Genomic DNA, 14,014 nt, shown 5'->3' with positions numbered 1-14,014 from the left:
GTCCGGGACTGCAAAAGGTCATGAAAATGTCATAATTGGCGGCATGCCATCGGCGTGCATCGCTAGCCAAACAGCACGATGCCGCCCGGCAGCCGCGTCACGCGCGCGCCATACGCGTCCTGGATCAGGGCGATCACGTCGTCGAGACGGTCGAGCGAAAAGCTCGCTTGCACGCGCGTGAGTTTCAAGGCGTCGCCATTGAGGATCAGCTTGCCGGGCCGGTAGCGGTTCACCTCGTCCACCACTTCGGCCAGGGTGCTTTGCTTGAACACCAGCAAGCGCTGGCGCCACGCGCTGACGTCGCCCCTGGCCACCGCGCGGGCGATGCCGAAATGCTCGGGCCGGTAGCGCAGCTGCTGGCCCGCGGCCAGTTCCGCATCGTTGCCGGCCTGCGCCACGCGCAGGCGGCCCGCCAGGCACGTCACGCACACTTCCTGGCCAAACAGGCGGATATTGAAACGGGCGCTGCCGGCCGACACGGTGCCGTCGCCCGCCTGCACGCGCACCCGCGCCGCGCCGCGCAAGCCGGCCTGGAATTCCGCCTCGCCCGCCAGCAGCACCAGCGCCGCGGCGCCGTCCTGCACGGGCGCCGCGTCGAGGCGCGTCTGCGTATTCATCTGCACCAGCACGCCGCCGTCGAGCGCCACTTGGCGCTGTTCGCCCGTGCCCGTGGCGTAGTCGGCGGCAAGACCCGCGACGGCCGGCCACAGGTCCATCGGTGGCCTCAGCACCAGCAAGCCCAGCGAGGCGGCCACGGCGCCGCCGAGCCAGGCGCGCCGCGCCGTGTTGACGGGCGCCTGCGCCCGCTTGACGGCGCGCGCGGCCGGCGCCATGGCGCCCCACACGGCGCGCGCCTCGGCAAACGCGTTGGCATGCTTGCGGCTGCGCGCGCACCAATGGCGAAACACTTGCGCATCGCGCTCGCTGACCTGGCCCGAGGCCAGGCGCACGACCCACGCCTGCGCTTCCTTCTGGATGACACCCATGTCGTCTTCCGCTTGTTCAGTCATGATGTTTAGACGTTTTTCCCGCGCCGGGACCGAAGCGCTGAATAAAATCGCGTCCCATGCGCTCGCAGCAATGTTCCAGGCCGGCGCGCAATTCTTTCTCTACCGTGCGGGCGGAAATGCCGAAGCGCTCGGCGATATCGCGGTGCGGCAACTGGTCGACGCGGGCGGCGATGACGATGGCGCGCCGGCGTTTCGGCAACTCCTGCAAGGCCCGTTCCAGTTCTTCCAGTTCGGCGCGCGCGCTGAAGGTGCGGGCCGGGTCGGCCAGCTCGTCGGCCATCTCGTACAGGTCGTCGATATCGGGCAAGCTGAGCAGGCGCGCATTGTCGCGACGTTGATCTTCCGCAATGTTGATGGCGATGCGCATCAAGTAGGCGGACGGGTAGCTGATCGCCTCGGGCGCATTCATCCGTTCGACCCGCAAATACGTTTCATGCAGCGCGTCGTTGGCCAGATCTTCCGAGCCCAGGCGGCGCTGCAAGTGGCGGCGAAACTGTCCGTAGCGTTCCAGGAACAGCTTGCGCAAGGTGGTCTTGAGCAATTCCGGCATGGTCAGGGCGCCCCGGCCAGCAGGTAGGGCGCGCAGTCGGCATCCGGATCGGGCCGCGGCGTCAATAAAATCGTCAGCGGCTGCGGCAAGCCCGCCGGCGGCGCGCCATCCATCAGCAGGCTGCGCAAGCGCTGCAGCACGGCGCGGTCGCGCTGTTCCACGCCGCTCGGTTCCAGCACGTGTACGGCGCGCACCTTGCCCCGCTCGTCAAGCCACAGCTGGAAAGCCAGGCGGTAGCGGCCGAAGGCGTCCGGATGCAAGCGGCACAGGGCGCGCGTGAGCGAGCGCTGCAGGATGGCCGCATACCCCTGCAACGGGGGCGCGGCGGGGACGGCCTCGGCCGGCACGGGCGCCGGCGCCACGGGGGCGTCGGCCAGCGCCAGCAAGGTAAACGCATTGCTGCCGCTGAAGCGCGCGCCCAGCTGCGTGCCTGCCAGCAAGCGCTGCAACGCTTCGGCCGGCGTGTAGTCGCCGCGCACGGGCGCTGCCACGCGACCTGCCGCCAGCTGGCTGCTGACGAGCACGGAATACCCGGTCACTTCGCCGAACGCCACCAGGGCCGCATCGAGCGGCTGGGCGGGCAAGTCGAAGCGCAGGGTCGCGTGCGCGCTGGCGTCAGCACCGTCCGCGCCCGCAGCCGGCCGCACGAATGTCATCAATGTCATGAATGTCATCAGCAAGCAGGCGGACAGGGCATTGCCCGTTGCGGCGCGGCGGTGGCTTAGTGTCATTTTCCAGGGGAATCAACGAAAAATCCTGCTCATGAAGTGTCTTGACTGCAATGTTGTCTGCAGAATGGCAAGATGGTAGCTTCATAAAATGACAACTGCATGACATGGCATCGGCCCGCATGCCGGCCTGTGTCATCGCCGCGACATATGATCTTGCTATGCTGAACGCCTGATCCACCGTTCCGGGAGCCGCCATGGCACGCCTGTTATCACTATTGCTGCTGGCCTGCGCCGCCCTGTCCGCACAGGCGGACGAGCACACCGTCGTCGTGAAGGCGGCCGCGCCGGAGAAGGGTTGCGTGGAAGTGGAAGTCAATGGCAAGCGCGCGCAATCGATGTCTTGCTTGAATGAAAAATTATTGCCAAATAGCAACGCCGTGAACCGGCAGCCGCCCGCCCTGTCCGGCGCGGAAGCGATCGTGCAGCGCCCGTCGAACCAGCTGGGCCTGTACAACCGCGCCGCCCTCGAACACCGCATGGGCAATGCCTTTGGCAAATCCGTCACGCCGCAGCGCCCGCCTCCGCCGACGCCCGCCAGCCCGCTGCTGCCGGCCCGTTGACGCTGTTGTCAACGCACAGTCCATTTGCGCTGTCAAGATTGCGCAATCGCGCCGATTGCGTATCATTCCAGGCTTGATCGCTCTGGAAACAACCATGCTGCCCACTATCGAACAACGTCTTGCCCTTGAACTTGCCGCCAAACCGGTGCAGGTTGCCGCCGCCATCGAACTGCTCGACGAAGGCGCCACCGTGCCCTTCATCGCCCGTTACCGCAAGGAAGCGACCGGCGGCCTCGACGATATCCAGCTGCGCCTGCTCGAAGAGCGCTTGCGCTACCTGCGCGAGCTGGAAGAGCGGCGCGCCGCCATCGTGGCCTCGATCACGGAACAGAACAAGATGACGCCCGAGCTGCTGGACGCCGTCATGCACGCGGAAGACAAGACGCGCCTGGAAGACTTGTATCTGCCATACAAGCAAAAGCGCCGCACGAAGGCGCAGATCGCCATCGAAGCGGGCTTGATGCCGCTGGCCGACGGCTTGCTGGACAATCCGGAACTGACGCCGGAAATGGAAGCAGGCAAGTTCCTGCGCGAAGCGTTCACGAGTGCCGACGGCAACAACCCGGGCGTGGCGGACACCAAGGCGGCCCTCGACGGCGCGCGCCAGATCCTGATGGAGCGCTTCGCCGAAGACGCAACCCTGCTGCAAACCTTGCGCGAATACGTACAGGAACACGGCATCGTCGAATCGAAAGTGGTGGAAGGCAAGCAGGACGAAGGCGAAAAATTCGCCGATTATTTCGATTACTCGGAAACCATTTCTACAGTGCCATCGCACCGCGCGCTGGCGCTGCTGCGCGGCCGCCGCGAGGGCATCCTCGACGTCACCCTGCGCCTGGATACGGAAGCGGAAAAACCGAAATGGGATGCGCCGCACAACCCGTGCGAAGGCCGCATCGCCGCCCGTTTCGGCATCAAGCAACAGGGCCGTCCGGCCGACAAATGGCTGGCCGATACGGCGCGCTGGACCTGGCGCGTGAAAAGCTTCATGCACCTGGAAACGGAACTGATGGGCGCGCTGCGCGAACGCTCGGAACTCGACGCCATCAACGTCTTCGCCACCAACCTGAAAGCGCTGCTGCTGGCCGCGCCGGCCGGCCAGCGCGCCACCATGGGCCTGGACCCTGGCTTGCGCACGGGCGTCAAGGTCGCCGTGGTCGATGCCACGGGTAAAGTGGTCGACACGGCCGTGATCTACCCGCACCAGCCAAAGAACGACTGGGATGGTTCGCTGCATACGCTGGGCCGTCTTGCCGCCAAGCACAATGTGTCCCTGATTTCCATCGGCAACGGCACCGCCTCGCGCGAGACGGACAAGCTGGCGCAGGATTTGATCAAGCAGCATCCGGAAGCGAAGATGACGAAGATCGTCGTCTCGGAAGCGGGCGCGTCGGTGTATTCGGCATCCGAGTTCGCCTCGAAAGAGTTGCCGGACATGGATGTGTCCCTGCGCGGCGCCGTCTCCATCGCGCGCCGCCTGCAAGACCCGCTGGCCGAACTGGTGAAAATCGACCCGAAATCCATCGGCGTGGGCCAATACCAGCATGACGTGAGTCAAAGCCAGCTGGCCCGTTCGCTCGATGCCGTGGTGGAAGATTGCGTGAACGCCGTCGGCGTGGACGTGAACACGGCGTCGGCGCCGCTGCTGGCGCGCGTCTCCGGCCTGTCGGCCAGCGTGGCGCAAAGCATCGTCACATACCGCGACATGAAGGGCGCGTTCACCTCGCGCGCGGCGCTGAAAGCCGTGCCGCGCCTGGGCGACAAGACCTACGAACAGGCAGCGGGCTTCCTGCGCGTGATGGGCGGCGAAAATCCGCTGGACGCCTCGGCCGTCCACCCGGAATCGTACCCGCTGGTGGAAAAAATCCTGGCCGATATCAAGAAGGATATCAAGGCCGTCATCGGCGAAACGGCCCTGCTGAAAACCCTCAGCCCCGCCAAGTACGCGGATGAAACCTTCGGCGTGCCGACCATTTCCGATATCTTGAAGGAACTGGAAAAGCCGGGCCGCGACCCGCGTCCGGAATTTACGACGGCCACCTTCAAGGAAGGCGTGGAAGAAATCCGCGACTTGCGCCCGGACATGATTCTCGAGGGCGTGGTCACCAACGTGGCCGCCTTTGGCGCCTTCGTCGACATCGGCGTGCACCAGGATGGCCTCGTGCATATCTCGGCCCTGTCGAACACCTTCGTCAAGGACCCGCACACGGTGGTCAAGGCGGGACAAGTCGTGCGCGTGAAAGTGCTGGAAGTCGATGAAAAGCGCAAGCGCATCGCGCTGACCATGCGTTTGACGGATAGCGCGCCGCAGGCGGGCAGCAAGCCGGAACAGCGTGGCGACCGCAACGACCGCCGCAGCATGGCGCAGCACCAGTCGCAGTCGCGCAACGCGCCGGAACCGGCCGGCAGCATGGCCGCCGCGTTCGCCAAGCTGCGCGGTTAAGCCCGTGGCCGCCGGGCAGGACCTTGTCATCCTGGCGGCGGACGCGGCCGGCCCGGATGCGCAGCTGCTGCTCGACGAATTGTCGGAAGCATTGCTGCGCATCAATGGCGACAGCGGCCGCTCTTCCTTCGATGCCGAGGCGGCCACGCCGCGCGGCGGCTTTTATCTTGCCCGCAACGCCGCCGGTGACCTGCTGGGCTGCGCGGCCCTGCGCCCGCTGGGCGGGCCGGACAGCGCCACGGCAGAACTCAAGCGCATGTATGCGCGCCCCGGCCAAGGTGGCGTGGGCGCGGCCCTGCTGGCCCATGTGGAAGCGCAGGCGCGCTGCTTCGGCTATGCGCGGCTGCACCTGTCCACCCGCGTGGCGAATACCCGCGCGGTGGCGTTTTATGCCAAACACGGCTATGCACCCGTCGTTGCCTGGGGCAAATACGTGGGCGCGGCACAATCGGTGTGCTTGGGCAAACAGTTATAAGCGTCAACGTGGCTGACTTGCCCGATTTATGACTTGAGCGCATACCCGTGCCGGCGTTTTCTTATAAAATGACGGCATCTATTTATTTACCCATCAGAGGCAGCTATGAGCGACGTACAAACCTGGATCAAAGAAACCGTGACGAACACGCCAGTCGTGCTGTTCATGAAGGGCACGGCCCAGTTCCCGCAGTGCGGCTTTTCCGGCCGCGCCATCCAGATCCTGAAAGCATGCGGCGTGGAAAACATCGCTACCGTCAACGTGCTGGATGACCCGGAAGTGCGCCAAGGCATCAAGGATTACTCGAACTGGCCGACCATTCCGCAGCTGTATGTCAAAGGCGAGTTCATCGGTGGTTCCGATATCATGAATGAAATGTTTGAATCGGGCGAACTGAAGTCCCTGCTCGATGCCTGATAGTCAACAGCAGCGGCCGCGCCGTATCGTCGTGGCCATCACGGGCGCCACGGGCGCCGTGTATGGCTTGCGGCTGCTGCAATTGCTCGGCGCCATCCCCGGCGTCGAGACGCATCTGGTCTTGTCGGATGCAGCCGTATTGACCCTGCACCAGGAAACGGGCGTGGGGCGCAAGGACATCGAAGCGCAGGCGCACGTGGTGCACAAGCTGCGCGATATCGGCGCAAGCATCGCCAGCGGCTCGTTTCAATCGGATGGCATGGTCGTCGCACCGTGCTCGATGAAGACCCTGGCGGCCGTGGCCCATGGCCTGTCGGATAATTTGATCACGCGGGCAGCCGATGTGGCGCTCAAGGAGCGCCGCCGCCTGATTTTGATGGTGCGCGAAACGCCGTTCAACCTGGCGCACCTGCGCAATATGACGGCCGTGACGGAAATGGGCGGCATCATCTTCCCCCCACTACCCAGCTTTTATCACCACCCGCAAAGCATTGCGGAGATGGTCGACCATACGGTCGCGCGCGTCATCGACCTGCTCGGCATCGAGCACGCCCTGGCGCCGCGATGGGGTGGTTTGAAAACCCCAGACCAGTCAGCAACAAACTAACAGACTACATCACCAACTACGCACGTCACGATGCCTGACAAAAGCGTAGCGAGCGGAAGGAAGAGGTGGCCGAGAAGCACAACCGTGCTCTAGCACGGTGAGCATCGCAGACCGCCTATGCCGACGCGCAGCAGCTTTGGTCAGGCATCCATCACCGCTTCTCAAACTGAACAGCACTGGCCTGCTTCAAATCCCTGGCTTCTTCAACCATCCTGCGGTGGGCGATCCGTTTGCGCATCACTTCCGCATGTTGCGCGGCAGTCATGGGGGGCACGGTCATCAAGTCCTTCAGCTGCGCGGTATTGCTGTAGTTACTTTTCATAAGACGGCTCAAATGCTCGGCTCCGTAGTGGATGAACTGGCTGCTTCTGATGTGATTATGCGCTGGTATTGGCCGCTGCGCCGCTGCGCGCGGGATTATTGTCAAATAATTCCGCTGCAGCGCAACATGCGAGGTCTTATTGTGCGACAAAATCATGTCTCCAGTATGACGTTGCGCAAATAAAAGGACAGGAAGAGCGCCGCCAGCGAAAGGCGGACGGCGCCGGCCGGGGATGGCCTGAATGCTTACTTTTGGTAGTTGACTCTGACCAGCATGCGAATAAATTCTCGCGCGATTTGACGATGATGTTCATCTAATCTTTGCAAATCGGCAATTAATTTCACATCGGCGGACTCAAACCGCGACAAAGCGCTGCCCGCTTCGCCATTCGGCGTGGCGCTTTCCGGGCCGCCAAAACGCAACCATTCCGCCGGAACGCCCAACCATTGGGCAATCATGCGCAATTTCTCTTGCGTCGGAATTGCTTCACCTACTAACCATTTCCTAGCTGCATGCACGGTAATCGGGCGCCCGTCGAAACGGATATTGAATTCCCGGGCCAGTCTGGTCGGGCTGTCTGGAGAATAATGGGCGTTTTTGAGAGCCAACTGAAGTCGCTGGCTGAAGCTTTCGCGTTCGTTAGAAGAATTCATAGGTGTACTATTTCATGTTGTAACATGAAAGTCAGTTTCTTGAATGACCATACAGAATGTTACATTTGAAAAGAGTATCAATTAACAATTAACACTCCGGCCGGGCTTTCCGGGTAGAAAAGTGGGCCGAATTTTCTCTTGTGATTCTGCGTGGCTTCGGGTCAAATTCGCGGCTGGCCTTGATTTTCGCACTGCAGCACGATTCAAAGCCTCGGTTTGGCATTACAACGTACGGTATCGGATAATGCCCTCCTCTACCGATGTACGCAATGCCCATGTCATACAATTTCTTGTAGACAAAGTTTTCAGAAGGGCCATTTTGTTTCCAACATGGAAACGATTCGAACAACGTGCTCAGAGTGAAACGTTGTTTTTTGATCGTGCCGGTTGGAAAGAATCTGCGCCCGAAAAATTTTACTGCCATCGCAGCGAAAAGAATGTCGCTGTTATGCCAGGAAAGCTCTTTTTGGTGTCATCTTGGCCACCAACTCTCGATCTTAAGCGCGTTTGCGCCAGAAGAATCAATTTATTTTCAGTAACTGTTGCCTTATTCGCCAAATTCCCCTGTCCAGGTCCTCTTTTTTCTTTGTTGCAGCACGGGCAGGGCACGCTACAATAGTATTGACGTTGACGTAAACGGCACTTTGCCCCCCATTACCCTGCAGCACCCATCCAGCGACCGACCACCCATGCAACCGACACCGCCCGCAGCAATGACGACCTATACCATTACCGAACTGGCGCGGGAATTCGACATCACGGCGCGCGCCATCCGCTTCTATGAAGACCAGGGCTTGCTCAGTCCGAAACGCGAAGGCGCGGGCGGGCGCAGCCGCGTCTACACGCCGCGCGACCGCACCCGATTGAAACTGACCCTGCGCGGCAAGCGCCTGGGCCTGGCGCTGTCGGAGATCAAGAGCCTGGTCGACATGTACGAGTCGCCGAAAGACACGCGCGCGCAGATGGACCGCTTCCTGGGCGTGCTTGCGCAGCACCGGCAAACCCTGGAGCAGCAGCGCATCGATATCGAAATGGCGCTGGCGGAAATCAGCGCGCATGAAGACGCTTGCGCGCACATGCTGGCGGACTTGAACCTGGATCCGGCGCAAACCAGCTAGGCAGCGATGCGGCGGCGCTGGCCGCACGCGCATCGCTTTACGTTTACGTAAACGTCACAACTGAGTATCATAGCTTCACTGACCCGGCATCCATGACCGCCACACTTATAACGACGAGGACGACATGCTCCATCTCCCAGGCTTGACCTTTGACCACGGCGAAGACATCGCCTCGCTGCGCGAAGCGATCCAACAATTTGCCGCCGCCGAAATCGCGCCTCGCGCGGCCGAGATCGACCGCACCGACCAGTTCCCCATGGACCTGTGGCGCAAGATGGGCGACATGGGCTTGCTCGGCATTACCGTCAGCGAAGAGTACGGCGGCGCCGGCATGGGTTACCTGGCGCACATCATCGCCATGGAAGAGATTTCGCGCGCCTCGGCTTCCGTCGGCCTGTCCTACGGCGCCCACTCGAACCTGTGCGTGAACCAGATCAAGCGCAACGGCACGGCCGAACAAAAGGCCAAGTACCTGCCGAAGCTGATCACGGGCGAACACATCGGCGCGCTGGCCATGTCGGAACCGAACGCGGGCTCGGACGTCGTCAGCATGAAGCTGCGCGCCGACTTCAAGGGCGACCGCTGGGTCTTGAACGGCACCAAGATGTGGATCACCAACGGCCCCGACGCGGACGTGCTGGTGGTGTACGCGAAAAACGACCTGGAAGCGGGTCCGCGCGGCATGACGGCGTTCCTGATCGAAAAGAATTTCAAGGGCTTTTCCATCGCGCAAAAGCTCGACAAGCTGGGCATGCGCGGCTCGCACACGGGCGAACTGGTGTTCCAGGATTGCGAAGTGCCGGCCGAAAACGTGCTGGGAGGCCTGGGCAAGGGCGTCAACGTGCTGATGTCGGGCCTCGACTTCGAGCGCACCGTGCTGTCCGGCGGCCCGCTGGGCATCATGCAGGCCTGCATGGACCTGGTCGTGCCTTACGTGCATGACCGCAAGCAATTCGGCCAGCCCATCGGCGAATTCCAATTAATGCAGGGCAAACTGGCCGATATGTATTCGACCATGATGGCGTGCAAGGCCTACGTGTATGCCGTGGGCCAGGCGTGCGACCGCGCCACCACGCCGGAAGCCGTGCGCCAGTTGCGCAAGGATGCGGCCGGCGCCATTCTGTATAGTGCGGAGAAGGCGACGTGGATGGCGGGCGAAGCGATCCAGGCCCTGGGCGGCAATGGCTACATCAACGAATTCCCGGCCGGCCGCCTGTGGCGCGACGCCAAGCTGTACGAAATCGGCGCCGGGACCAGCGAAATCCGCCGCATGCTGATAGGCCGCGAACTGTTTGCGGAAACCAAGTAAGCACGGGCGCGCGGCTATCGACTGGGTGAAGAGCTATTTATGCGAGCACAGCTATGACGCACATTGCCTTCCCCAAATTGCTCTCTTCCCAGATTGCATTCGATATCGCGCGCACCATCCGCGACGGCTTCGACAAGCATTACCGCCTGTTCCGCGAAACCAGCCAGCAAGCCAAGCAGTATTTCGAGCAAGGCGCCTGGGCCGCGGCACAGACGGCGGCCCGCGAACGCATCGACTTCTATGACAAGCGCGTGCAGGAATGCGTGCAGATGCTCGAAGATGAGTACGAAGAGTCGGAGTTGAGCGATGAAGTGTGGCGCGAACTCAAGCTGCACTACATCGGCATGCTGACGGAACACAAGCAGCCGGAACTGGCGGAAACCTTCTTCAATTCCGTCTGCTGCAACATCCTGCACCGCACGTATTTCAATAACGACTATATTTTCGTGCGTCCCGTCGTGTCCACGGAATACATCGAAACGCAAGACCCGGTCCCCACCTACCGCGTGTATTACCCCGGCAAGGACGGTTTGCGCCACACCCTGACGCGCATGCTGACGCACTTCCAGCTGGATTGCGCATTTGCCAACCTGGAGCGTGACGTGGCCCAGGTGGAAGCGCGGCTGCAGCAGCTGTTCGGCGGCGACAGGATCGAACCGAACCACCAGATCCAGGTCTTGACCAGTTTGTTCTACCGCAACAAGGGCGCCTATCTGGTCGGCAAGGGCATCAACGGCAACCGCGAATATCCGTTTGTCGTGCCCATCCTGCACAACCGTCACGGCAAGCTGGTGCTCGACACGGTGCTGTTCGAGCAGCAGCAGATCGCCGTGCTGTTTTCGTTTACGCGCGCGTATTTCCTGGTCGATATGGAAGTGCCGTCGGCCTACGTGCAATTTCTCCGAAGTTTGCTCCCGCGCAAGCCGCGCAGTGAGATTTATACGATACTGGGCTTGCAAAAACAGGGCAAGACGCTGTTTTACCGCGACTACCTGCAGCATCTGAAACACTCGTCGGACCACTTCGAAAGCGCGCCCGGCATCCGCGGCCTGGTGATGCTCGTGTTTGCCCTGCCGTCGTTTCCGTATGTCTTCAAGGTGATCAAGGATTTTTTCCCGCCGCCCAAGGAAACCACGCGCGCGCAAGTCCAGCAAAAGTACTTGCTGGTGAAACACCACGACCGGGTGGGCCGCATGGCCGACACGCTCGAGTATTCCAACGTGGCCTTTCCCCGCGCCCGTTTTGCCGAGGAATTGCTGGCCGAGCTGAAACAGTTCGCCCCCTCGCTGATCGAAGAAGACCACGAACAGATCATCATCCGCCACCTGTACATCGAGCGGCGCATGGTGCCGCTGAACATGTGGCTGAGCAATGCCGAGAAGGAAGGCCGCGACGACCTGGTCGAACACGCCATCGTCGAGTACGGCAACGCCATCAAGGAATTGGTGGCGGCGAATATCTTTCCGGGCGATATGCTGTATAAAAATTTTGGCGTCACGCGTCATCAACGTGTCGTTTTTTACGATTACGATGAAATCGAGTACATCACCGATTGCCAGTTCCGCGTCATTCCCCAGGCGCGCACGGAGGAAGAAGAAATGTCGGCCGAACCTTGGTATCCCATCGGCAAGCACGATGTGTTTCCCGAACAATTCGGTACCTTCCTGCTGGGCAATCCCCGTATCCGCACCTATTTCATGCAGCACCATGCCGACCTGCTGACGGCGCAATATTGGCAGGCGCGCAAACAGCGCATCGAAGACGGCCACATCGAGGACGTCTTCCCTTATCCGCAGCACCTGCGTTTTTGTATGCAGTCATCATCCCCACCCCTAACCGGAGATCCAACATGAATGATCCAGTCGTAATCGTCGGTGCCGCGCGCACCCCCATGGGCGCCTTCCAGGGCGACTTTGCCAACGTCACCGCCAGCGACCTGGGTGCCGTGGCCATCCGCGCCGCCGTGGAACGGGCCGGCGTGGCGCCGGATGCCGTGGAACACGTGTTTTTCGGCAATTGCCTGATGGCGGGCCAGGGCCAGGCGCCCGCGCGCCAAGCCTTGCGCAAGGCTGGCTTACCCGATTCCACGGGCGCCGTGACCCTGTCGAAAATGTGCGGCTCGGCCATGCAGACGACCATGTTCGCGCATGACACCTTGCTCGCCGGCAGCGCCGACGTGGTGGTGGCGGGCGGCATGGAATCGATGACCAACGCCCCTTACCTGGTACCGAAGGCGCGCGGCGGCTACCGCATCGGCCACGGCATGATCTATGACCACATGATGATGGATGGCCTGGAAGACGCCTACAGCCGCGATGAAAAGGGCAATGCCCGCTCGATGGGCACGTTTGCCGAAGAGTGCGCCAGCCAATATCACTTCACGCGCGAAGCGCAGGATGCCTTCGCCATCGAATCCGTGAAACGCGCGCAAGCGGCCACCAAGGATGGCAGTTTCGAATGGGAAATCGTGCCCGTGACCGTGTCCGGCCGCGGCGGCGACACCATCGTCAGCATCGATGAAGGCCCGCAAAAAGCCCGCCTGGAAAAAATCCCCACCTTGAAGGCGGCGTTCAAGAAGGATGGCACCATCACGGCCGCCTCGTCTTCGTCGATCAACGATGGCGCGGCAGCCCTCGTGCTGATGCGCGAATCGACGGCGAAAAAGCTCGGTTGCACCGTCATCGCGAAAATCCACGGCCACGCCACGCATGCGCAGGCGCCGAACGAATTCACCACGGCCCCCATCGGCGCGGTGAAAAAACTGTACGCCAAAACGGGCTGGAGCAGCAGCAATGTGGACTTGTTCGAGATCAATGAAGCGTTCGCGGCCGTGCCGATGGCCGCCATGCACGACCTCGACATTCCACACAGCAAGATCAACATCCACGGCGGCGCGTGCGCGCTGGGCCACCCGATCGGCGCCTCGGGCGCGCGCATCATCGTCACCCTGCTGGGCGCCCTGAAAAAAACCGGCGGCAAGCGCGGCGTGGCGGCCCTGTGCATCGGCGGCGGCGAAGCGACGGCGATGGCGATCGAACTGGTATAAGCTCTTCCTGAGCCCGGGCGCGCACCGCAGTTCACGGTGCGCGCCCTTTCATTTTATTTTCAGGGAGAAAACATATGCCTACCGCATTGATCATCGGCGCCTCGCGCGGCATCGGCCACGAAATCGTCCGTCAATACCGTCACGATGGCTGGCGTGTCATCGCCACGGCCCGCACACCGGACGCTTGCGACGCCCTCGCGCAACTGGGCGCGGAAGCGCACCAGCTGGACGTGACGGACGTGGAAGGCTGTGCCGGCCTGGGCTGGAAACTCGACGATGAAAAGCTCGACGTAGCCATCCTCAACGCGGGCGTGTACGGCCCCCGCCACGACGGTTTCCCCGCGCAAGCCGATTTCGACCTCGTCATGCACACGAACGTGCTGGCGGCCATGCGGCTGCTGCCGATCCTGGCGCCGCTGGTGGCCAACGCGAAAGGCAAGCTGGCCGTGCTGTCCTCGCACATGGGTTCCCTGAGCGAACGGGGCAATCCCACCGGTTCGCTGTACCGTGCCAGCAAGGCGGCCCTGAATTCCGTGCTGATCGACACGGCCCTCGTGCATGGCCCGCAAGGCGTCAGCTGCGTGGCTTTCCACCCGGGCTGGGTGCGCACGGACATGGGCGGCGCCGGCGCCGATATTTCCCCCGAGGAAAGCGCTGCCGGCATCCGCGCCACCCTGGCCAGCCTGCCGGCCACGGACAAGGCCGTGTTCCGCAACTACGATGGCAAGCCTATCGGCTGGTAACTCCCTGAATTCACGATAAAAACAAACGAG

16 protein-coding genes are annotated in these 14,014 nt (G+C 62.1%); 11 read left to right on the top strand and 5 right to left on the bottom strand.

Going from position 1 to position 14,014, the window contains the following annotated elements:
* Positions 1 to 62 precede the first annotated feature (62 nt).
* Genes O0879_RS27480 through O0879_RS27470 form a run of 3 tightly spaced genes read right to left on the bottom strand, consistent with a single transcriptional unit; the run spans position 63 to position 2,225 of the window.
* The gene (locus O0879_RS27480; RefSeq protein WP_289919806.1) at positions 63 to 1,010 is read right to left on the bottom strand and encodes a FecR domain-containing protein; all 948 of its coding nucleotides are present in this window, start codon (positions 1,008 to 1,010) and stop codon (positions 63 to 65) included.
* Positions 1,003 to 1,560, bottom strand: a complete 558-nt coding sequence (locus tag O0879_RS27475; protein ID WP_035823145.1) for an RNA polymerase sigma factor — start codon at positions 1,558 to 1,560, stop codon at positions 1,003 to 1,005. Before O0879_RS27475 ends, O0879_RS27480 begins: the two co-directional genes overlap by 8 nt.
* Before the next feature lie 2 nt (positions 1,561 to 1,562).
* Complete coding sequence (locus O0879_RS27470; RefSeq protein WP_289919804.1) at positions 1,563 to 2,225, bottom strand: secretin and TonB N-terminal domain-containing protein; 663 nt, start codon at positions 2,223 to 2,225, stop codon at positions 1,563 to 1,565.
* A 260-nt stretch (positions 2,226 to 2,485) separates the two neighbouring features.
* On the opposite strand from O0879_RS27470, the gene O0879_RS27465 reads away from it, so the two are divergent.
* The 5 genes from O0879_RS27465 (at position 2,486) to O0879_RS27445 (ending at position 6,793) form a co-directional block, all read left to right on the top strand.
* Positions 2,486 to 2,851 (top strand): hypothetical protein, encoded by a 366-nt coding sequence (locus O0879_RS27465; RefSeq protein WP_289919802.1) that lies wholly within the window; start codon positions 2,486 to 2,488, stop codon positions 2,849 to 2,851.
* A gap of 94 nt (positions 2,852 to 2,945) precedes the next feature.
* Entirely contained in the window at positions 2,946 to 5,294 is a 2,349-nt protein-coding gene (locus O0879_RS27460; RefSeq protein WP_289919800.1) for a Tex family protein, read from the top strand.
* Positions 5,295 to 5,298: 4 nt separating this feature from the next.
* Complete coding sequence (locus tag O0879_RS27455) at positions 5,299 to 5,769, top strand: GNAT family N-acetyltransferase (RefSeq protein WP_289919797.1); 471 nt, start codon at positions 5,299 to 5,301, stop codon at positions 5,767 to 5,769.
* A 105-nt stretch (positions 5,770 to 5,874) separates the two neighbouring features.
* A complete protein-coding gene (gene grxD, locus O0879_RS27450; RefSeq protein ID WP_034753766.1) occupies positions 5,875 to 6,186 on the top strand; it encodes a Grx4 family monothiol glutaredoxin in 312 nt (103 codons plus the stop codon).
* Positions 6,179 to 6,793: a UbiX family flavin prenyltransferase gene (locus tag O0879_RS27445; RefSeq protein WP_289919794.1), complete on the top strand. Its 615-nt coding sequence runs from the start codon at positions 6,179 to 6,181 to the stop codon at positions 6,791 to 6,793. Before grxD ends, O0879_RS27445 begins: the two co-directional genes overlap by 8 nt.
* A 151-nt stretch (positions 6,794 to 6,944) precedes the next feature.
* Here the strand turns inward: O0879_RS27445 and O0879_RS27440 are convergent, their stop codons facing one another.
* Both O0879_RS27440 and O0879_RS27435 read right to left on the bottom strand, forming a co-directional pair.
* Positions 6,945 to 7,271, bottom strand: coding sequence for a hypothetical protein (locus tag O0879_RS27440; protein ID WP_289919990.1), 327 nt, complete (start codon positions 7,269 to 7,271; stop codon positions 6,945 to 6,947).
* A gap of 89 nt (positions 7,272 to 7,360) precedes the next feature.
* Positions 7,361 to 7,768 carry a hypothetical protein gene (locus O0879_RS27435; RefSeq protein WP_034753756.1) on the bottom strand — a complete coding sequence of 136 codons (408 nt, stop codon included), beginning with the start codon at positions 7,766 to 7,768 and terminating at the stop codon, positions 7,361 to 7,363.
* 244 nt (positions 7,769 to 8,012) lie between these two features.
* Here O0879_RS27435 and O0879_RS27430 point away from each other — a divergent pair, with 244 nt between their 5' ends.
* From O0879_RS27430 to O0879_RS27405, 6 genes are all read left to right on the top strand, one after another.
* A complete protein-coding gene (locus O0879_RS27430; RefSeq protein ID WP_251351519.1) occupies positions 8,013 to 8,387 on the top strand; it encodes a hypothetical protein in 375 nt (124 codons plus the stop codon).
* A 94-nt stretch (positions 8,388 to 8,481) separates the two neighbouring features.
* Entirely contained in the window at positions 8,482 to 8,886 is a 405-nt protein-coding gene (locus tag O0879_RS27425) for a MerR family DNA-binding transcriptional regulator (RefSeq protein WP_099666060.1), read from the top strand.
* 124 nt (positions 8,887 to 9,010) lie between these two features.
* Positions 9,011 to 10,195 (top strand): isovaleryl-CoA dehydrogenase, encoded by a 1,185-nt coding sequence (locus O0879_RS27420; RefSeq protein WP_077398251.1) that lies wholly within the window; start codon positions 9,011 to 9,013, stop codon positions 10,193 to 10,195.
* A gap of 53 nt (positions 10,196 to 10,248) precedes the next feature.
* Positions 10,249 to 12,048 carry a bifunctional isocitrate dehydrogenase kinase/phosphatase gene (gene aceK, locus O0879_RS27415; protein WP_289919792.1) on the top strand — a complete coding sequence of 600 codons (1,800 nt, stop codon included), beginning with the start codon at positions 10,249 to 10,251 and terminating at the stop codon, positions 12,046 to 12,048.
* Complete coding sequence (locus tag O0879_RS27410) at positions 12,045 to 13,241, top strand: acetyl-CoA C-acyltransferase (RefSeq protein WP_099666058.1); 1,197 nt, start codon at positions 12,045 to 12,047, stop codon at positions 13,239 to 13,241. Before aceK ends, O0879_RS27410 begins: the two co-directional genes overlap by 4 nt.
* Positions 13,242 to 13,315: 74 nt before the next feature.
* On the top strand, positions 13,316 to 13,984 hold the full coding sequence (locus O0879_RS27405; protein WP_289919790.1) for an SDR family oxidoreductase: 669 nt from the start codon (positions 13,316 to 13,318) through the stop codon (positions 13,982 to 13,984).
* Positions 13,985 to 14,014 lie beyond the last annotated feature (30 nt).

The organism is Janthinobacterium sp. SUN120 (genome assembly GCF_030397735.1).
Lineage (GTDB): Bacteria > Pseudomonadota > Gammaproteobacteria > Burkholderiales > Burkholderiaceae_D > Janthinobacterium > Janthinobacterium kumbetense.
Note: the sequence above shows the minus strand (reverse complement) of the source record. Positions and strands in the feature narration are given on the sequence as shown.